18 protein-coding genes are annotated in these 19,060 nt (G+C 66.9%); 11 read left to right on the forward strand and 7 right to left on the reverse strand.

Going from position 1 to position 19,060, the window contains the following annotated elements:
* The first annotated feature begins 34 nt into the window (after positions 1-34).
* Positions 35-1,090: a Gfo/Idh/MocA family protein gene (locus tag AB5J62_RS12380; RefSeq protein WP_370948349.1), complete on the forward strand. Its 1,056-nt coding sequence runs from the start codon at positions 35-37 to the stop codon at positions 1,088-1,090.
* Here AB5J62_RS12380 and AB5J62_RS12385 read toward each other — a convergent pair.
* The 3 genes from AB5J62_RS12385 to AB5J62_RS12395 are packed head-to-tail and all read right to left on the reverse strand — an operon-like array spanning position 1,068 to position 5,646.
* On the reverse strand, positions 1,068-2,432 hold the full coding sequence (locus tag AB5J62_RS12385; protein ID WP_370948350.1) for an acetyl-CoA carboxylase biotin carboxylase subunit family protein: 1,365 nt from the start codon (positions 2,430-2,432) through the stop codon (positions 1,068-1,070). The genes AB5J62_RS12380 and AB5J62_RS12385 overlap by 23 nt on opposite strands.
* A complete protein-coding gene (locus AB5J62_RS12390) occupies positions 2,429-3,631 on the reverse strand; it encodes an MFS transporter (protein ID WP_370948351.1) in 1,203 nt (400 codons plus the stop codon). The genes AB5J62_RS12385 and AB5J62_RS12390 overlap by 4 nt, the downstream gene beginning before the upstream one ends.
* Positions 3,628-5,646 carry a PEP/pyruvate-binding domain-containing protein gene (locus AB5J62_RS12395; protein ID WP_370948352.1) on the reverse strand — a complete coding sequence of 673 codons (2,019 nt, stop codon included), beginning with the start codon at positions 5,644-5,646 and terminating at the stop codon, positions 3,628-3,630. The genes AB5J62_RS12390 and AB5J62_RS12395 overlap by 4 nt, the downstream gene beginning before the upstream one ends.
* Positions 5,647-5,786: 140 nt before the next feature.
* On the opposite strand from AB5J62_RS12395, the gene AB5J62_RS12400 reads away from it, so the two are divergent.
* Positions 5,787-6,905: a glycosyltransferase gene (locus tag AB5J62_RS12400; RefSeq protein ID WP_370948353.1), complete on the forward strand. Its 1,119-nt coding sequence runs from the start codon at positions 5,787-5,789 to the stop codon at positions 6,903-6,905.
* Positions 6,906-6,918: 13 nt separating this feature from the next.
* On the opposite strand, the gene AB5J62_RS12405 is transcribed toward AB5J62_RS12400, so the two are convergent.
* A complete protein-coding gene (locus AB5J62_RS12405; protein WP_370948354.1) occupies positions 6,919-8,133 on the reverse strand; it encodes a helix-turn-helix domain-containing protein in 1,215 nt (404 codons plus the stop codon).
* Between the two features lie 38 nt (positions 8,134-8,171).
* Entirely contained in the window at positions 8,172-8,630 is a 459-nt protein-coding gene (locus AB5J62_RS12410; protein WP_370948355.1) for an NUDIX domain-containing protein, read from the reverse strand.
* Positions 8,631-8,814: 184 nt separating this feature from the next.
* Here AB5J62_RS12410 and AB5J62_RS12415 point away from each other — a divergent pair, with 184 nt between their 5' ends.
* The 5 genes from AB5J62_RS12415 (at position 8,815) to AB5J62_RS12435 (ending at position 12,880) form a co-directional block, all read left to right on the forward strand.
* A complete protein-coding gene (locus tag AB5J62_RS12415) occupies positions 8,815-8,949 on the forward strand; it encodes a hypothetical protein (RefSeq protein ID WP_370948356.1) in 135 nt (44 codons plus the stop codon).
* Positions 8,950-10,077 (forward strand): protein-L-isoaspartate(D-aspartate) O-methyltransferase, encoded by a 1,128-nt coding sequence (locus AB5J62_RS12420; RefSeq protein ID WP_370948357.1) that lies wholly within the window; start codon positions 8,950-8,952, stop codon positions 10,075-10,077. It begins immediately after the preceding gene.
* Between the two features lie 92 nt (positions 10,078-10,169).
* On the forward strand, positions 10,170-11,042 hold the full coding sequence (locus AB5J62_RS12425) for an AAA family ATPase (RefSeq protein ID WP_370948358.1): 873 nt from the start codon (positions 10,170-10,172) through the stop codon (positions 11,040-11,042).
* Positions 11,039-12,394: a VWA domain-containing protein gene (locus tag AB5J62_RS12430; RefSeq protein ID WP_370948359.1), complete on the forward strand. Its 1,356-nt coding sequence runs from the start codon at positions 11,039-11,041 to the stop codon at positions 12,392-12,394. The genes AB5J62_RS12425 and AB5J62_RS12430 overlap by 4 nt, the downstream gene beginning before the upstream one ends.
* A gap of 87 nt (positions 12,395-12,481) precedes the next feature.
* Entirely contained in the window at positions 12,482-12,880 is a 399-nt protein-coding gene (locus AB5J62_RS12435; RefSeq protein ID WP_370948360.1) for a hypothetical protein, read from the forward strand.
* Here the strand turns inward: AB5J62_RS12435 and AB5J62_RS12440 are convergent.
* Complete coding sequence (locus AB5J62_RS12440; protein WP_370948361.1) at positions 12,877-13,701, reverse strand: lytic transglycosylase domain-containing protein; 825 nt, start codon at positions 13,699-13,701, stop codon at positions 12,877-12,879. The genes AB5J62_RS12435 and AB5J62_RS12440 overlap by 4 nt on opposite strands.
* A 26-nt stretch (positions 13,702-13,727) precedes the next feature.
* Entirely contained in the window at positions 13,728-14,045 is a 318-nt protein-coding gene (locus AB5J62_RS12445) for a hypothetical protein (protein ID WP_370948362.1), read from the reverse strand.
* A gap of 93 nt (positions 14,046-14,138) precedes the next feature.
* On the opposite strand from AB5J62_RS12445, the gene AB5J62_RS12450 reads away from it, so the two are divergent.
* The 4 genes from AB5J62_RS12450 (at position 14,139) to AB5J62_RS12465 (ending at position 18,563) form a co-directional block, all read left to right on the forward strand.
* Positions 14,139-14,732: a hypothetical protein gene (locus AB5J62_RS12450; RefSeq protein WP_370948363.1), complete on the forward strand. Its 594-nt coding sequence runs from the start codon at positions 14,139-14,141 to the stop codon at positions 14,730-14,732.
* A gap of 1 nt (position 14,733) precedes the next feature.
* Entirely contained in the window at positions 14,734-15,450 is a 717-nt protein-coding gene (locus AB5J62_RS12455) for a fibronectin type III domain-containing protein (RefSeq protein ID WP_370948364.1), read from the forward strand.
* A gap of 138 nt (positions 15,451-15,588) precedes the next feature.
* A complete protein-coding gene (locus AB5J62_RS12460) occupies positions 15,589-17,292 on the forward strand; it encodes a cellulase family glycosylhydrolase (RefSeq protein WP_370948365.1) in 1,704 nt (567 codons plus the stop codon).
* A gap of 200 nt (positions 17,293-17,492) precedes the next feature.
* Entirely contained in the window at positions 17,493-18,563 is a 1,071-nt protein-coding gene (locus tag AB5J62_RS12465; protein WP_370948366.1) for a glycoside hydrolase family 5 protein, read from the forward strand.
* Positions 18,564-19,060 lie beyond the last annotated feature (497 nt).

Genomic DNA, 19,060 nt, shown 5'->3' on the forward strand with positions numbered 1-19,060 from the left:
CCTCACCAAGAGATCAGACTCTAGACTCGGTGCCATGAAACCATTCCGGTTCGGCATCGTCGGGCATGGCTGGCGCGCGGACTTCTACCTGCGCATCGCGCGTGCGCTGCCCGAGCGGTTCACCGTCGTCGGCATGGTGACGCGCACGGCCGAGCGTGGCGCCGAAGTCGAACAAGCCTGGGGTGTGCCCACTTATCGGGACATCGACGGACTTCTGACGCGGAACCCGGATTTCGTCGTGACGTCCGTGCCGCGCGAGGCGAACCCCGGGATCGTGGCCGAGCTGGTCCGGCACGGCCTGCCGGTGCTGTCCGAGACGCCGCCGGCGGGAGATCGGGACGCGCTCAGGCGGCTGTGGGCGGAAGCCGGCGCGTCGGGCCTGGTGCAGGTGGCCGAGCAGTATCCGTTCCAGCCGATGCACGCGGTCCGGGAAAGCTTGGCACGTAAGGGAGTTCTCGGCACGGTCACCGGCGCGCAGGTGTCGTCGACGCATGATTATCACGCTGTCGCGCTCATCCGCGGGGCGCTCGGCGTCGGGTTCGCACCCGCGACGGTCAGCGCGCGACGGTTCGCGGCGCCGCTGCTGAAAGGTCCGGACCGGTCGGGACGGCCGGACCATGAAGAGCTCGTCACGGCGCACCGGGTCGTGGCCACGCTCGACTTCGGGGACGGGAGAGTCGGGCTCTACGACTTCACCGACGGCCAGTGGTGGCATCCACTGAGGACACACCGGCACGTGGTCAGCGGAACGCACGGCGAGATCGTCGACGATGTCGTGCACCGGATGACCGCGCGGAGCCGGATCGAGCGCAGGCAGACCGGGATGGACGGCAATCTGGAAGGCCACGCGCTCGACACGCTGACCCTCGACGGCGAGGTCTGCTGGAGCAATCCTTATTTCCCCGCAAGGCTTTCCGATGAAGAGATCGCCATCGCGAGCATGCTCGAACAGATCGGGAACCAGCCTTACCCGCTCGCCGAAGCGTGCCAGGATCAGCTGATCGCGTTGGCGATCAGGGAATCCTGGGAAACGGGCAGGCTGGTCACCACCACTCGGGAACCCTGGGCTACCGAACCGCCTGCAGGCTAAGGCGGTTCAACGCCGCTTCGAGTCCATTGAGGACGGCGTTACAGTCGCGGCGCAGGGTCTCCGCGTCGTTCGCGGTCACCAGGAAGACGCCGAGCCAGTTGCGCGAGCCACCCGACTGATCGTACGGCGGGACCGGCTGGCCGGTGGGCATGGCGAACGCCTTCGACTCCTCGATGGTGCTGCCCGGCGACAGGATCGCGCTCCAGTCGACCGCGGCCGGGTTCCACAGCGGTGTTGTCCGCCAAGGGTTTCCGGCGGAGTCGGTGGGGATCACCGCGACCGAGGCCGCCGCGCGCGTGCCTTCGACGAGCATGCGTGCCGGGTACGCGACGTCCTCGCCGAGCAGCTGGCGGGTGAGCATGCCGATCACGTCCAAGCCGTAGACGGTCTCGATCTCTTCGGTGATCAGCACACCGCCGAACCGCGCGCCGGTCTCGATCAGTTTCGGGCCGTCGGGGGTGAGCTTGAGTTCGGTGTGCGTGCCGCAGGTGTCGAGGCCGAGCGCGTCGACGGCCTGGCGTGACACCTCTTCGAGCTGTCGTTGCAGGTCGACCGGCAGCGCGCACGGCGCGGTGCTCGCGACCTCGGTGAACGGCGGGATCGACGGCAGCCGCCCGGTGATGCACAGCGGGTGATAGACCCCGCCCGCGACGATGCCTTCGACGCTGACGTAGTCGCCGTAGCCCGCATCGGGGTACCAGCCCTCGGTCGAGCTGTCGATGATCTCTTCGATCAGCAGATCGCCGTCCGTGCCCGACTGGTACAGCTCGTTCATGCCGACCTCGCTGCCCTTCTGCAGCGCCTGGGCGACCTCTGCCCACGCCGGGCCGGCTTCACTCGGCTTGTTAAGCACGAGCTGGGCCACCGAGCCCGCGCCCCAGGCGGGCTTGAGAAGCATCGGCGGACTGAGTGTCTCAAGTGCCTCACGGAGGTCGGATTCGCTTGTCACGCGCCGGAAAGCCGGGATCGGCGAGCCCGAGGCCGCCCACGCTTCCCGCATCAGTCTTTTGTCGCGCGCCTTGACCAGATTCGGCCCGGCGCCGCGCAGGCCGAGCTTGGCCGCGACCCGCGAGACCATCAGCACGGCGAACTCGGACAGCGTGAGGATCGCGTCCGCGCCCAGCTCGCGCGCGAACTCGGCGACGTAGTCGACCAGCGCGTCGCCGCGCAGGTCCGTGTGGCGTTCGGTGATGCTGGTGCACGCGGGGCGCCAGTCGTCCTCGCCCGCTTCCGGCATCGGGCTCAGCGCGAGCACGTGGAGTTCGCCGCGGGCCGCGATGCGCGGGAACGCGTACTCCAGCGGCGCGCCACCCCTGACGTAGAGGTAGAGGATCTTGCTCATGGTGTTCCTTCCAGCACGCGTTGCTGCCGTTCGACCAGATGGATCAGGGTGACGAGGGCGCCCATCAGGACGGCGGTGCCGACGGCCACGAGAACGAGGAACTGGTTCATCTTCCCGGCGGCGAGATAGCTGCCCAGCGCCAGGATGACCAGCGCGCACACCGCCCGGTCGATCAGCGATTCGAGTGAGAGCAGGGTGGCGCGGCAGCGCGGGTCGGTGATCGCGTCGTTGATCAGCTGCCGCTGGATGGGGAACGCGAGCCCGCTGGAGAACGAGAACACGCACAGGCACGCGATGGTCGCCGCCACGCCCGCCGGGACCACCAGCGCGAGACAGCCGCCCATGATCAGCGTCAGCACGAAGATCGCCCGGATGTCACCGAGATAGCGCCGCGGCCAGGACGGGCGCGCGGCGCCGAGCGCCTCGAACACCGTCGTGCCCGCCATCACCAGGCCGAACGCGGTCACCGGCAGCTGCTTCGAGTCGAGGATCGGCTGGAACAGGTTGCTCTGCAGGATTCTCACCAACGTGAACACCGCGACGCCTTGCACCATAAGGAGAATCAGCATCCGCGACTTGCGCAGCAGCACCCAGGACGGCCCGAGCGAACCCCACTTCTCGGCCTTCTCGTGGGGCTGATCGCCGGGCAATGGCGGCAGGCGCATCGCGACGACCGCGGCGATGCCGACGCTCAGCGCCGAGAGCAGGTACGGCGAAGGCAGGTACCACTGCATCAGCAGACCGGCGGCCGGGAGACAGACGATCCGGCCGATCAGGCTGTACGCCCGCGCGCCGCCTTCGGCCTGGCGATAGCGGTCGTCGGCGCCCCGGCGATGCAGATATTCGTACAGGTAAGCACTTCCGGCGCCGGAGGTCAGTGAATAGGCGACCGCGGTCAGGAGGAAATGCGACAGGAAACCGAAATAGGACGGCCACAGCACCGGCGCCAGATTCGCGAGCAGGAGCGTTCCGGCGCCCGCGACGAGGAATTTCCGGTAGTCGAACCGGTCGGCCAGCACACTCGCCGGGATGTCCAGCAGCAGGAACGCGACGTAGTAGATGCTCTGGATGCCGAAGATCTCGCTGTCGGAAAGCCCGACCTGGCGCTGGTAGAGATAGAAGATCGGCAGCCACCACAGCAGCCCGTTGAACAGCGAGAAGGTCTTGTAGAGCCGGATCACCCGGCTGACGTCGGTCACCCCGCGTACGGGCGTAGCTGGAGCAGGTACACCGTCTTCGCGTCCGCCGCCCACTCGATGTCGACCGGGCTGCCGAAGGTGTAGTCGGGCGCGAAATGCGACTGCAGCAGGCGACCGGCGAGCGCGAGCTTCTGCAGCTGATCCTTGGCCGCGCCGTCGAGGTCGACGCCGGCCGCGCCGAGCGAGACGGTGCGGCCGCCGCCTTCGACGGTGTTGTAGAGGTACTGCAACGGGACGGTGTTGCCCTCCATCACGTCGGTGACCTTCGGCGTGGCGTTGAGGTAGACGTTGCGGAAGTCGCTCTGCGCCATCGGGTTGCTGGTGACCAGCACGCCGCCGAGGTCGGCGGCGACCTGCTCCTGGATGATCACGCCCATGTAGCAGTCGTCGAGCGAGATGCCCGCCTGCTCACGCAGCCGGACACTGCGCGCGGACACCAGCGAGGCCCAGACCTCCTTGATGCTGTCGACGATGGTCAGCGCGGTGCTGACGTGGTTGATCGACTCGTAGATGCCCGCCGCGGAGAAACCGGCGAGGTCTTCGGCGTTCGACGAGCTGCGCACGACGAAGGTGCTGGTGCCGGACAGGTGCTCGATGATCGCGTCGTCGATCTCCTTGAGGATCGGCTGCGGGATCTTCGCGCCCCGGATGAGCCGCTGCAGCTGCACGCACAGCGCGTCGACCTCGCGGGCGCCGAGTTCCAGCGCCATCTTGAGCTTGCCGATCGCCTGCTGGATGCTGGGTGAGGACTCCAGAAAGCGTTGGTGCAGCGAGAAAGGAAGCGCTATCCCGCGTGGCACGCTGAGGTGGTCGGCGAACAGCTTGGCCGCGGCGGCCGCCATCGCGCTCACGTCTTCGGGGTCGGCGACGTCGAGCTGCTTGGCGAGGTAGCCCAGCAGGTTCTTCCGCGGCGGGCGCGGGATGCGGTAGAAGCCGAACAGCCGGTTCGAGCCGTGCTCCATCACCTCGAACAGCTCGCCGAGGTTGGCCGCCTTGGTGCCGTAGCGGTACGCGTCGGCCCAGCGCAGCCCGGACAGCGGCACGATCGGGCTTTCGGTGACCTCGGGGCGTTCCAGCACGACCTGGCTGGCGACCCACGAAGGGTGATTGTCCGCTTCGGACGGTCGCTCGATGCGTTCGAGGCCGATCGCGGTCTCCGCACCATCCACTGTGTACTGGACCCACTGGCCGTCGAGCGGTTCCGCCGTCTCGAACACGCCGAGCTGGACCGCGTTGGGTATCTGCCAGCCGGCGGCCAGGATGTTGGTGTGGGACAACGGCGTGGTGTGCTCGGCGTTGATGATCCCGGCGAGGCGGGGGATGTCGTCCGGCACCCGGTGCATGACGATGATGTCGTGCCACTGCAAGGGATCCGTGGTCTCGCGGTACTCCTGCTCGGAGTGGAACAGCCGTAGCCTGCCCCAGGTCTTGCCGGGGTTCAGCGCGACGAACGGCGCGGAGGAGAACAGTTCGTGCGCGAGGATGCGCGGCAGTTCGGCGGCCGGTATCCGCTCGACGTAACCCTCTTGCAGATGATTCGCGGGCTTGAGCAGCAGCGGCAACGCCTGGTCGACGTGATCGCGGACGAAATTGTAGAAGAACTGGAGCATCTCAGCGGTCATCGTGTCCGCTTCGACGGTTTCCAGCGAGAAGAACCGGGGCTCCTGGTTCGCGCCGGGATCGGCCAGCTTGTGCAGCGAGAGAATGCCGAGCAGGAATCGGCGGTCCGGCTTTTTGTAGACCTCGTAATTGAACGAGTCGAGCGAGTTCTCCAATTCCAGCATCGGAATTCCGAGAATATTCCTGGCGATGTACTTCACATGGAACAGGTCGTGCGCGCTGTTGATGAAGTGGATCTTCGAAGTGTCCCTGTCCACCACCAGCTTGACGTACGGGTAGCTGCCCAGCGTGCCCGAGAGCTGCGAGAACGCCGAGAGGGTCAGCCGCTCGCCGATCAGTGCCGGAATCGAGCCGGACGGTTCCGGTGCGGTGCTGGGTTCGCTATTCGTCGTCATACCTGCCACATCGATCGCGGTTGCCCCGTTCATGCAAGGCTAATAGCGGCAGGCGGGCCGCAGCTACCCCTAATTCGTCCGGAATAGGGGAGTCCTGGCCTGGTAGTGTCCGGCTCTATTCGTCGGAAGTGGGCCGAAAGATGCGCGTACTGTTCACCGGTGTCCCGGCTATCGGGCACCTGTTCCCGTTGGTGCCGCTGGCGGCCGCACTGCACGCCAGAGGCAACGAAGTATTGTTCGCTTCCCTTGACGGCGGCGAAGTGGTGACCTCCTCCGGTTTACCCTTCGTCAACGCGCGCCCCGGTTTGGACTGGCGCACCGAACTCCGCCGCCGCGCCGCCAAAGAGCGACCTGACTTACTCGCCCGCACGGTCGAGACGAATTCCGGTGACCGGGAGGTCTTCGTCCGCCTCGCGGCACTCGTCAATGACTCGGCAGTGGAATCCTTTGTGGACCTCGGACGGTGCTGGCGGCCCGACGTGGTCGTCTACGACTACCTCTTCCCGGCGGGCCTGCTCGCCGCGGCCAAGCTCGGTGTCCCCGCGCTGCAATGCGATCTGGGCTTCATCAGGACCGGGCACCTGCGCGACCTGATGCTGACCGACCTGGCGCCGGCACTGGACCGCCTCGGCATCGACGTCCCATCCCCACTCGGCGTCCTCGACGTCGCGCCGCGCAGTATGGCCCCGGCACAGGAAAACGGCTGGCCGATGCGCCCGGTCGCGTTCAACGGCGTGTCCACCCTGCCCGCCTGGCTCGCCTCGCGCGCGGACCGGCCCAGGGTGGCGGTCACCCTCGGCACCGTCCCACCGAAGGTCGACGGACTCAGCAGACTCGACCACCTCATCGCGGCGGCCGCCGAAGTCGACGCCGAGTTCGCACTCGTCATGGGCAAGATCGACATCTCGACCCTCGGCGAGTTACCGCGCAATGTCCGCGCGGTGGGCTGGGTGCCGTGGGACGGCGTCGTCGCGAACTCCGCCGCGACCGTCCACCACGGCGGCGGCGGAACCTCGCTGACCTCACTCGCCCACGGCGTCCCCCAGCTCGTGCTCCCCGACGGCTCCGACCGCTACGCCAACGCGGTCCACGGCCGAGGCGCCGGCCTCCGCGCGGTCGCCGGAGACCTCTCACCCGCCCTGCTGGCCCGCCTCCTGACCGACGAAAAGCTCAGCCTCGCCTCGCGTGAGGTCGCGGCCGAGATCGCCGCCATGCCTACCCCGGCCGAGGTCGCCGCCCGCATCGAGGCCTTGGCCTGACCGCGCTTGTCGGTCAGCAGATCCCGTAGTGCGCGGCGAGCTCGCCAAGCCTGGTGCCAAAACGGCGCGGCGCGCGGTCCAGCAAATGTTCCATGATGGTCGCGCCGAGCGGTTGGTACCGCACCCAATCCGGCGCAAGGTCGCGCGCCTCGACGAGGTATCGCAGGGCTTCGCGGTCACGCCGTAGCTCGGCGGCGGCCGAGGCCGGCATGAGCCGATGACCGCTTTCCCAGAACGCGGGCACCTCGCCGCCCCGCACCTCGGGCACCGAGCCCGCCAAACGCAGTGCCAGTTCCGGATCGCCGGCGCGGACGGCCCGCTCGATCTGCTGGAGAGCGGCGACTCGCGGGCCGAAGATCGCGGCCTCGCTGGCACTGTCCGACCGGGCGCGGACCGCGGCCGCCTGCGCCTCGGCGAGCAGATCCTCAGCACGGTCTGCGTTCCCTGTTCGCAAGGCGGCGGTCGCGGCGTTGAACAGAAGGTTCCCGAACACGCCCGCTCGCGCGGGGTCGCGGTCGAGCATGCCCGGCTGGATCTTCTCCGCTGCCTTCACCGCGACTTGTTCGGCTTCGGACTCGCGACCTTGCCGAATCAACGTCCACGCGAGGTACCGCAGGGACACGGCCGATTCGATATCCGGTGCGTCGGAGTGCGCGGCCGCCCGCAGTGCCAGCTCGGCCGAGGTCCAGGCGAGGTCGTCGAGTTCGAGCCTGCCTGCCAGACCAGCCCCGAGCCGGTACGCGGTCGACAGGACCCGGTGGGCCGCGGCTTGTTCGAAGCCGGCAGTCGCGCGGACGAGCCGCCGAGCGTCGACGAGCACAACGGGCAGCGCGTGAAGAAGCTCGGCGTGGTGGCCGTCGACGTATGCCCGCCAGGCGTTGTGCGCTGATCTTTCGGCGGCTTTGAGGCTCACCGTTTCGGCTGATTCGGCGAAGTCCGTCAGGCCCGGGATATGGTCGCCTGCTGTGATCGCCTTGCGAAGTGAGGCGACCTCGCCTGCGGCGATTCCAGCCTTGTCCGGCGTCCCGCCCAAGAGTTTCTCGACGGTGACATCAAGGGCGTGCGCCAGCCGATGCAGCGTGGCCGGCCTGCTGCTCGCGCGGGTGCCTTGTTCGATACGCGAGACGGTGTCGACGCCGAGACCGGACTTCTCGGCGAGTTGCTCCTGCGAGAGGTCGCGCGCCTTGCGAATACGCGCGAGGTTCTCAGAGATCGGGCTTGCGGTCACGACAGCTCCAGGACGGCGAGTCACACGCTGTGGTCAGCCTAGCGCGCTAAGCGACGACCGTCTTCGCACAACGCGAGCTGCCCAGTCCCCGCGACCTCGACAGCGGCGGCGAGCCGGCGGGCCAGATGGGGAACGACGCGCCGTTCCATCTCCGCGAGTGTGTACAACCCGACCGAATTGACCTCGGGATCGGTCAGGACGAGCCGGTCGACTTCGGCCTGGTCGATCCGGCCGCCGTCGAAGATCCACGCGATGCCTTCCGGCATCTGGTCGGTGGTCGTCATGTAATCGACGAGAATCGCGGGTCCGCGCCGCGAGATGCCGAGCTCCTCGTACAGCTCGCGCTCGGAGGTTCGCCACGGAGGTTCGTCGGCCTCGACGACACCGCCGGGGATGTCGAAGTGTTTCTTGTAGGACGGTTCGATGAGCAAAATCCGTTGTCGTTCGTCAAGCAGCAGCATTCCAGCGGACATGCGCTTGCGTGGCAGTGAACGCACATACTCATCGAACGGCAAGAGGCGCACGGGCGCGACGGTACCGCGACGTGTGCGAGCCGATGGTGGACCTATGCCTGAGGCGCCTAGAACACGGCATTGACGAGGCTGAATCAGTGGTTACAGGCTGTTGTGTCTCGCAGTACTGTGCGCAACAGTCATGGGTGACTACGCCTCGGAGGGTGGCATGGGAAACGACAAGGACAAGGCGGGAAAGCACGACGATCAGCGAGACGGAGAGGGGCAGGCGAACCCCTCGAACTGGTCGAATTACGGAGACGGCGGCGACGACGACAACAAGCACAAGAAGCAGGACGACTAGGTGGAGACCGCGGGCGAAGAAGCGAATTGGCGGCGGTTGTTCGACGAGGTGCCGCGTTGGCCGTTCATCCCGTCGCTGGTGTGGGTGGACAACCCGGCCGGGCGCGGGTTCGTTTCGCTCTCTCGTGACGAGGAACCCGAGCGGTGGCACGCGTACGTGAAGTCCGACGAGCCGATCGTCACCCAGGTCGACGACGGCAGGTTCGCGGTGACCGACGTCGGGCAGACGCCGACGAGTTCGAACAGCAAGCCATCGCTCGTGGCGGAGATGCTCGACGTGCTGGAGCTTCAGCCTGGCCATCGTGTGCTGGAAATCGGCACCGGTACGGGATGGAACGCCGCTCTCTTGTCCTCGCGTGTCGGGCCGGCGGGCGTCGTCGTCTCCATCGAGATAGATCCCGCTATCGCACTGAGCGCGAAGGAGTCCCTGTCCGCCGCAGGTTACGGCCCCATCGTCGTTGTGGCGGACGGCAGTGACGGTTACGCGCACTGTGCGATGTACGACCGTGTCATCGCGACCGCGTCGGTTCGCCGGATTCCGCGAGCCTGGATCGAGCAAACTTCGCCGCGGGGAGTGATCGTCGCGCCATGGGGTACCGATTACTGCAACGGGGCCTTGCTGCGGCTCACCGTCGCCGATGACGGATCGGCGTCGGGCAGGTTCGGCAGGAATCTGGAGTTCATGCGGGTTCGAAGTCAGCGACGTGAGTTCATCGACCCCACCGACGAACAGATCGCCATGGCGCACAGGTCGACGACCTCGTTGCGTGGCCACAACATGTACGAACTGGTCGAGTTCAGCCGGGCTGCTTTCGCGATCGGCCTCAGGGTTCCGAATTGCTATCGGACAGTAGAAGAGACGGCCAAGAAGTTCCGGCACATCGTCGAGCTGCACGACACGACCACGCGGTCGTGGGCACGCGTCGACACCGACCCGGACGTCGAGGCTTTCGAGGTTTTACAGTTCGGCCCTCGTTGCCTGTGGGACGAGGTCGAAGCCGCCTACGACTGGTGGAGAGACCGGGGTGAGCCAGGGCCGGAGCGGTTCGGGTTGACCACCTGGGCGAACGGTGGGCAAGAGGTTTGGCTCGATGAGCCAGGCGGTGCCGATCGCTGGGCCGTGGATTAGCCCGAAAGCCACTTTCGTCAGATCGCATCTGCCGGAAGTGGCTTTCGGGCTGGAACGGCGGGCGGGGGTTACTGGCGGGTAGAGTCGCGGGCGTGACCGGGACCAAGTTCTTCGCGTCGGTGGATGATGTCGAGGCCAGGCTGGCCGAGACCGGGTATCTGGCGTCCGCGGCCGTCGCGACCACCGTGTTCCTCGCCGATGTGCTGGGCAAGCCGTTGCTGATCGAGGGGCCCGCGGGTGTCGGCAAGACCGAGCTGGCCAAGGCCGTCGCGCAGGCCAGCGGGTCGCGGCTGGTGCGGCTGCAGTGTTACGAGGGTGTCGACGAGTCGCGGGCGCTGTACGAGTGGAATCACGCCAAGCAGCTGCTGCGGATCACCGCGGGCCGTGATGAGACGTGGGACGAGGCGCGGACCGACATCTTCAGCGAGGAGTTCCTGCTCGCCAGGCCGCTGCTGACCGCGATCAGGGGCGACGAGCCGACCGTGCTGCTGATCGACGAGACCGACAAGGCCGACGTCGAGATCGAAGGCCTGCTGCTCGAGGTGCTCGGGGACTTCCAGATCACCGTGCCCGAGCTGGGCACCATCAAGGCGACGCGGCCGCCGTTCGTGGTGCTCACGTCGAATGCCACCCGTGAGCTGTCCGAGGCGCTGCGGCGGCGGTGCCTGTTCCTGCACATCGGGTTCCCGGACGCGGAACTCGAGCAGCGCATCGTCCGGCTGAAGGTGCCGGGGCTCGATGACGCGGTCGCCGAGTCGCTGGTCAAGGTCATCACCGCGCTGCGGGCGATGGAGCTGCGCAAGGCGCCGTCGGTGGCGGAGACCATCGACTGGGCTCGGACGCTGCTCGCGCTCGGCGCGGACAAGCTCAGCGACGAGGTCGTGCGCGCCAGCCTCGGCGTGATCCTCAAGCACCAGGACGACGTGCTCAAGGCCGATGCCCGGCTGGAGCTCGGCAAGCCATGAGCGTGCCGACGCGGCTCGTCGAGTTCGTGGAAGCGTTGCGGGAGCACGGGATTCCGGCAGGGCCGAGTGAGACCGTCGACGCCGCTGCCGCGCTCGAGGTGCTCGGGCTCGCCGATCGTGAGCGGATGCGGGAGGGCTTGGCCGCCGCGCTCGTGCGGCGCGGGGGACAGCGGGCCGTCTTCGACGCGACGTTCGACCTCTACTTCCCGCTCGGCGAAGGCGCGCCGGAACGGGCACGCGGCGGTCCCGTCGACACCGAAGACCTGCGCGACCAGCTCGCGGGCGCGCTCGCGTCAGGCGATCAAGCCGAGCTCACACAGCTTGCCGGGCTCGCCGTGGACATGCTGGGCCAGTACGGCGAGGCCAACGGTTCCGGTGGCGGCTGGTCCGCGCATCAGGCGTTGGACAGGCTGCAGCCGCAGACGCTGATCGTGCGGGTGCTCGCGGCCATCCGCGCGGGCACGCCCGCCGAGTTCACCGACCGGCTCGACCGCGACGACGTCAGGCGCCGGGTCGAGGATTTCCGCGAGCTGGTGCGCACCGAAGCCCGCCGCCGGGCCGCTGAGCTGCGGGGACGCGAGCGCGTCGCCCGGCACGGGGTGGCGCCGAGCGCCGACCGCGTCGACTTCCTGCTGGCCAGCCGCGCGCAGCTGGCGGAGCTGCGCCGGGCCGTGCATCCGCTCTCGCGCAAGCTCGCCACCCGGCTGGCCGCGCGCAGGCGCAGGCACGCGCGCGGGCAGATGGATCTGCGGCGGACGTTGCGGCGTTCGCTGTCCACCGGCGGCGTTCCGCTCAAGCCCGCGTATCGCAGGCACGCGCCCGGCAGGCCGGAAATCGTGCTGCTGTGCGATCTTTCCGGCTCGGTGGCGGGGTTCGCGAACTTCACCATGCTGCTGGTCCAGGCGCTGCGGGATCAGTTCAGCAAGATCAGGGTCTTCGCGTTCATCGACGCCTGCGACGAGATCACGCACCTCGTCGACAGCGGGGCCGCCGATCCGGAGGACCTCGGCGCCCGCATCCTCGCCGACGCGACGCTGACCCGCTGGGACGGGCACAGCGACTACGGCAACGCGCTGCGGGAGTTCACCGAGCGCTACACCGACGCCGTCGGTTCGCGGACGTCCGTGCTCATCCTCGGCGACGCGCGCACGAACGGCGGCGACCCGAATCTGCCCGCGCTGCGCCAGATCATTGCGTCGGCTAAACATGCTTATTGGCTCAACCCCGAACGCACCGATCTGTGGTCGACGGGTGACTCGGCCGCCCATGAATACGCCACTTGCATTCCGATGCATGAATGTCGCAATGTGCGGCAATTGACGCGCTTGGTCACGCGTTTACTGCCGGACTGACAACGGTTCGCACCGCCGCCTCCCGCGCCCGTCGTGATCGGCAGGCCGCTCACGTACCGTCGGTGGGTCCCAGCCGAGGGGAGTCGCATGAGCGAGCCGAGCACGTTCGGCCGACCGATCCGGCGGGGTGTGCTGTTCGGCGCCGGTGCGCTGCTGGGCCTGCTGCTCGGCGGCGGCGGGGTGGCCGTCGCCTGGTCGGCGAAGGCGACCTCGGACGTGCCGAGCGGCGCGGAGGCGGACGCGGCCGCCGCGTGCCTGGCGATCGGCAAGGCGGAGACGCCGACGTTGAAAGGCCTGGACCTGACGGTCGCGCGCCGCTGGGACGCCGCCGCCGAACTCGCCGAGGCGGCCGCCGCCGGTGACGCCGGATATCGGCCGCTCGCGGATTCGCTGGCGAAAGTGCGGCAGGCGATGCAGCTGACGAATCTCGGAATCGAGTTCACGAGTTCGATCACGCGCGCCAAGGAATTCTGCGCGAACCGTTAGGGCTTGAGCGCGGCTTTTCCGTAGGCGTCGGCATTGCTGAACACTTCGCGGCCATAGGCGGCCGAGTTGTTGTAGGTGAGCACCGCGGTCCACCAGCCGACCGGGTCGGCGAGGTCACCGCCCTTCGCGCACATGTAACGGGCCGTGGTCAGCGCGGCGTCGTCGATGTTCTGCGGATCGGGCGCGGCGCCGTCACCGTTGGCGCGGGCGCTCCACCGCCTCCAGGTGGCGGGCAGGAACTGCATCGGGCCGACCGCGCGGTCCCACTCGGCGTCGCCGTCGAGCTTGCCCTTGTCGGTGTCGGTGATCTTCTGGAACCCCGGCGAGCCGTCGAGCGCGGGCCCGATGATCGGCGGGCTCACGTCACCTTCGGCGTCGACGTCGGAGTTGCCGTGCCTGCCGTGCTGGGACTCGATCCGGCCGATGCCCGCGACGGTCGCCCAGGTGATCCCGCAGTCCGGGGACTTCTCCGCGGTGACGGTGGCCGCGTTGACGTACGCGCGCAGCGCGCGCACCGGGATGTCGGTGCGGTCGGACACCTTCGCCACCCAGGCGTCGAGCGTCTCGGGAGCCGGCAGCGCGCCGGCTTCACCCGGGATCGCGGTCTTGGGCTCCGGCAGCAGCGCGGGTACTTCGAACCGCGGCTTGAAAGGCACCTGCGGGCGGCTGGACAGGCTGTCGTAGATCCAGATCGCCACGGCGATCAGGCAGGCGACGACGAGCATCGCGACGATCGCGCAGCCACGGCGGCTTTTCCGCTCGGGAAGCGGCGGCTGCTCCTGGTCCAGCAGGCTCAGCGGCGAGGTACGCGAATCGGTCACTCTTCCCAAGGTACGGGAAGGCACGGTTACCGGCCGGTCGCCCGTACCCGGGCGCGATCTAGCTCACGCCAGAGCAACCTCGGCGCGCGCACGCCGCCGGAATGCGTTCTTTCGCGCTGAATAGTATAGGCGACGCGGTGAATTCGCACAGGATGAGAATTCATGAAGTTATTTGAATAGCATTTGGTGCCGCTCATCGGGATTGGCGGGGCGGGGAGACCTTCGTCGGTGTCGTGGTGCCGCTCATCGGGCCAGCGAAATCCTGTGAGCAGCGGAAATGTCGGCGCGGCCGAGGTCACGTCCGATGGGCCGAACAGCGTAATCGTAAAGAGTTCTTCCCGCAATCGTCAAAGGTATCTTGTTTCCTCGCTCACTCAACTCTTACGCTGAGCGCGCCGCCGCCACCCGCCTCCCAATGTAGAGAGGTTGCCGCGAATATGTTGAGGAAGACGGCGGTTCTTGCCGCCCTTGCCGCGCTCGTTCTGGGCGCCCAGACAGCCGAAGCTCAGGTCGAACCCGGTGGCTGGACCAGTGATTCACCGGGATTCAACGTGCAGCAGAAAGGCTGCGGCACGGTGAACAACCTGACCTTCACGCTGAGCTGCTCCAGCAGCAGTGGCGAGCAGCGCGCGGAACGGCGGTACACCACCTACACCGGTGGTACACACCAATTCGAGGGCTCGTTCCGGATAGTCAGCATGGGCGGCAGCCGGATCAGCCTCAAGCAGACCTTCCGTGACGGCGGGAGCGCGGGCCCGTTCTTCCTCATGGCCGTGGAACGCGGCGGCAGGCTGTACTCGGTCGAAGGCGGCGCGACCATCGCCTCCGGCGCGACCGTGGGCACGACCGTCCGCGTCAACACCGTCAACCAGGTCGGCAAGACGCACCGCACGTACATCAACGGCTCGCTCAAGAACACCGTGAACAGCGCGAGCGGCAGCTACTACGACAAGTTCGGCGCCTACCGCACGGCGAGCGGCCAGGGCCCGATCACCGTGGTGTGGAGCGGCGTCCAGTTCTGGAAGAAGTAGCTTGAAGCTGCTGAAACTGGCCGTGGTGGCGGGCATCGCGCTGAGCGCGTGCTCGTCACCCGGCCAGGCTCCGGCGCCAGAGCGGCTCAGCGCGGAACTCGTCACGCCGATCGAGGTCCGGCTGAACTGGCGAGCCGACGAACCGGGCGCCGCGGGGCGCATCGTCGAGTTCGCCACGGAACCGCGGGGCAAGTTCACGATCCTGCAGTTCATGCCGCCGTCGCAGACCACCTACACGCATCCGGACCTGATGCCGGAAACGCCGTTCTACTACCGGGTGCGCCCGTTCTACGGCCCGGTTTCCGAGACGGTCGAGGTCACGCTGCCGCCTGGTGACTTCGACGAGAAGGATCAGCAGAACGACCACGAGTGGGCGCCGCCGAAAGCACTTCCCGAGCCGGGCGCCGTCAAGCAGCCGATCAGGGGGACGGCAGGCGGAGCGCCGGCCGGGCTGACCGCGGAGATCATGCACGCCAACGGGATCAAGTTCACCTGGGCGGACCGGGCGAGCGACGAGGAGGGGTACCTGCTCGAGGTCAAACCCGAGGGCGCGCCGGACTTTCGCGAGGTGACCGTGCTCGATCCCGACATCAACTCGGTCGGACTCATCACCATGCCCGATGAGAAGAAGGCGACTTATCGCGTCAGGGCGTTCTACTACGGGCCGGAGTCGAACGTGGTGCACGAGACGACCGGTAAGGACCCATTGGACCGTTGAGCGGCCGGTGTCGGATTTGACCGTTGACAGCCGATCGGGGAGCTGGTGTGATCGGGCGCACAATGGTTAGGAAACTTTATTAACCATGACCGCCGCCGTCGTCACGTTCCGCCAGCTGAACCAACCCGGAGGCATTCGATGTCCCGCTCAAGATGGCGCGTACCACTGCTGACCTTGCTGGCCACCGCGGCCGCGTCGGTCGTCGCGCAGCCTGCCGTCGCGGCCCCCGTCCTGTACGAGGCCGAAAACGCCGTGATCAGCAAGGGAGTGGTCGAGTCCAATCACGCCGGGTTCACCGGCACCGGCTTCGTCAACTACGACAACACGACCGGCGGGTACATCGAGTACACCGTCACCGCGGCGCAGGCGGGGTCGGCGAAGCTGACCTTCCGCTACGCCAACGGAACCACGGCCAACCGGCCACTCGACATCAGCGTCAACGGCACGCTGGTCTCGGACAACCTCGCGTTCCCCGGCACCGGCGCGTGGACGACCTGGAAGACCGCCACGGTCACGGCGAGCCTGCCTGCGGGCACGTCCAAGATCCGCGCGACGGTGGCGGGCACCGACGGCCCGAACTCCGACTCGTTGTCGGTCGAGGTCGCAGGCCCGCCGGACAGTGTCCCGCCGTCCGCGCCCGGCACGCCGACCTCCTCGGCCGTCGGCTGCTCCAGCGCGACGCTGAACTGGACGCCTGCCACGGACAACGTGGGCGTCGCCGGCTACAACGTCATCGCGAACAACGGCAACATCGTCGCCACGACACCGCAGCCGCCGGCGACGATCACCGGCCTGAGCCCGGAGACGAGCTACAGCTTCAGCGTCGAAGCCTTCGACGGGGCGGGCAACAAGTCCACGCGCAGCGCGCCGGTCAGCGTCACCACGACCAAGTGCACCGGCGGCGGCACGCCGGTCGCGATCAACGGCCAGCTGCACGTCTGCGGTGTGAAGCTGTGCAACCAGTACAACAAGCCGATCCAGTTGCGCGGCATGAGCACGCACGGCATCCAGTGGTACGCGCAGTGCGTCAAGACCGCTTCGCTGGACGCGCTCGCCACCGACTGGGGCGCCGACATCCTGCGCATCGCGATGTACATCCAGGAAGGCGGGTACGAGACCAACCCGCGCAAGTTCACCGACCTGGTGCACAACTACATCGAAGAGGCCACCAAGCGCGGCATGTACGCGCTCGTCGACTGGCATCAGCTCAGCCCCGGTGACCCGAACGCGAACACCGCGCGCGCCAAGACCTTCTTCACCGAGATCGCCCAGCGCCACAAGGACAAGGTCAACATCATCTACGACGTCGCCAACGAGCCCAACGGCGTCACCTGGGCGAAGGTGAAGTCCTACGCGGAGCAGGTCATCCCGGTGATCCGCGCGCAGGACCCGGACGGCGTCGTCTTCCTCGGCACGCACGGCTGGGCCACGTTCGGCATCTCCGACGGCCGCAACGAGAGCGACATCCTCAACAACCCGGTCAACGCCACGAACATCATGTACACCTTCCACTTCTACGCGGCGTCGCACCACGACGAGTACCTCAACGCGCTGAAGCGGACCGTGGACAAGATCCCGGTGTTCATCACGGAGTTCGGCACGCAGACCTCCAGTGGCGACGGCGGCAACGACTTCGCGTACTCGCAGAAGTACATCGATTTCCTCAACGCCAACAAGATCGGCTGGACCAACTGGAACTTCTCGGACGACGAGCGGTCCGGCGCGGTCTTCAAGACCGGCACCTGTGCCGGGAACAACTTCACCGGCACCTCGGTGCTGAAGCCCGCCGGTGTCTGGGTGCGTGACCGCATCAGGACCCCGGACGACTTCCCGACCAGCTAGCCCCTCGCCAGACCAAGACGGAGCTTTCGTTCATCACGGATGTGAACGAAAGCTCCGTCTTTTCATGTAATCCTATTTGACCGGTTGACACCGCGCTGGGGCATCTGGTGAGCTTTTTTCGATAGTTAAGAAGACTTCCTAACTATTGCATCGATCCATGACATGCACCGCGCGAGTCAGTCGACCAATGGAGGCAGGCAATGGCCCGTTCACGCTGGCAGTTAGTCCTGACGGCCGCGTTAGCCGCACTCATCGCCGCGCCGGCGGCATCCGCCGCTCCCATGCGCCAGGAGCCGAGCGCCACGCCCGCCGCGGTCCAGGCGGCGCCCGCGGGCTCGCCGGTCGCGATCAACGGCCAGCTGCACGTCTGCGGCCTGAAGCTGTGCAATCAGTACGACAAACCGATCCAGCTACGCGGCATGAGTACGCACGGGCTCCAGTGGTACGGGGAGTGCTACCCGAACAAGGCGCTCGACGTGCTCGCCAACGAGTGGAACGCGGACATCGTCCGGCTCGCGATGTACATCCAGGACGACGGTTACGAGGATAATCCGCGCAAGTTCACCGACATGGTGAACAACCTGATCGAAGAGGTGACCAAGCGCGGGATGTACGTGCTCGTCGACTGGCACCAGCTCAAGCCGGGTGACCCGAACTTCAACACCTCGCTCGCCAAGACCTTCTTCAAGGAGATCGCCGCGAAGCACAAGGACAAGGTCAACATCATCTACGACATCGCCAACGAGCCCAACGGGGTGAGCTGGTCGAAGGTCAAGTCCTACGCGGACCAGGTCATCCCGGTGATCCGCAAGGAGGACGCCGACAGTGTGGTCTTCCTCGGCACGCACGGGTGGTCCACGTTCGGCATCTCCGACGGCCGCGACGAGACCGATGTCGAGAAGAACCCGGTCAAGTTCGACAACATCATGTACACGTTCCACTTCTACGCCGCGGAACACCAGAGCAAGTGGTACGAGGGGCTCAAGCGGATCCTGACGAAGTTCCCGGTGTTCATCACCGAGTTCGGCATGCAGAACTCGTCCGGCAACAGCCCGAACGACTTCGCCTACGCGCAGAAGTACCTCGACCTGCTCGCGGCGAACAAGATCGGCTGGACCAACTGGAACTTCTCCGACAGCAAATCCGTCGGAGCGGCCATGAAGCCTGGCACTTGCGCCAAGGGTGGCTACAGCGGCACGTCGAACCTGAAGGAAGGCGGCGCCTGGGTGCGTGACCGCATCCGTACCCCGGACAACTTTCCGACCAGCTAGTTAGCGGAAGTCCGACTTCTCAGCGAAGCGGGGCTTTCGTTCGCCGGATTCCGGTGAACGAAAGCCCCGCTTCGTGCGTATTACCCACTGGGTGACGCATGTCATACCGCGCGGTATGGCAAGCGCGATCGAGTAACGGAATGGGTACGGGAAGGGGCGATCATGAAGATTGTGTGACCCTGGTTACCGCACGGTAACCAGGCAATGCGACCTAAGTCACCGACGGTGGTTGCCGCATTTCAGTGTCACCTTTTCAGCGGTCAGCCGTTCACCGGTTTCGCGGTATCACGCGCGGGTCGAATTTGACTGGAAGACCGCTCATGTTTACGGTCTGTGCCGGGACTGAGCGGGACCACGGTTGAGCCGATCCGGCCAGCGAAACTTGGGGGCGTGACCCAGGTAACGGACACCAGACCGCGCCGAATTCGCTGGCGCGTCGGAAGGACAACTGACCGCGGTGAAGAAGATCTCCATTCGGCGTAATGGTACTTCGTCTA

It is taken from the genome of Amycolatopsis sp. cg5, from assembly GCF_041346955.1.
Classification (GTDB): domain Bacteria; phylum Actinomycetota; class Actinomycetes; order Mycobacteriales; family Pseudonocardiaceae; genus Amycolatopsis.

Excerpts from the sequence above, each read along its gene's own strand:
- AB5J62_RS12460 (WP_370948365.1), top strand. The coding sequence starts at position 15,589 with ATGTCCCGCTCAAGATGGCGCGTACCACTGCTGACCTTGCTGGCCACC.
- AB5J62_RS12415 (WP_370948356.1), top strand. The coding sequence starts at position 8,815 with ATGGGAAACGACAAGGACAAGGCGGGAAAGCACGACGATCAGCGAGAC.
- AB5J62_RS12435 (WP_370948360.1), top strand. The coding sequence starts at position 12,482 with ATGAGCGAGCCGAGCACGTTCGGCCGACCGATCCGGCGGGGTGTGCTG.
- AB5J62_RS12385 (WP_370948350.1), bottom strand. The coding sequence starts at position 2,432 with ATGAGCAAGATCCTCTACCTCTACGTCAGGGGTGGCGCGCCGCTGGAG.
- AB5J62_RS12450 (WP_370948363.1), top strand. The coding sequence starts at position 14,139 with ATGTTGAGGAAGACGGCGGTTCTTGCCGCCCTTGCCGCGCTCGTTCTG.
- AB5J62_RS12395 (WP_370948352.1), bottom strand. The coding sequence starts at position 5,646 with ATGACGACGAATAGCGAACCCAGCACCGCACCGGAACCGTCCGGCTCG.
- AB5J62_RS12400 (WP_370948353.1), top strand. The coding sequence starts at position 5,787 with ATGCGCGTACTGTTCACCGGTGTCCCGGCTATCGGGCACCTGTTCCCG.
- AB5J62_RS12465 (WP_370948366.1), top strand. The coding sequence starts at position 17,493 with ATGGCCCGTTCACGCTGGCAGTTAGTCCTGACGGCCGCGTTAGCCGCA.
- AB5J62_RS12380 (WP_370948349.1), top strand. The coding sequence starts at position 35 with ATGAAACCATTCCGGTTCGGCATCGTCGGGCATGGCTGGCGCGCGGAC.
- AB5J62_RS12430 (WP_370948359.1), top strand. The coding sequence starts at position 11,039 with ATGAGCGTGCCGACGCGGCTCGTCGAGTTCGTGGAAGCGTTGCGGGAG.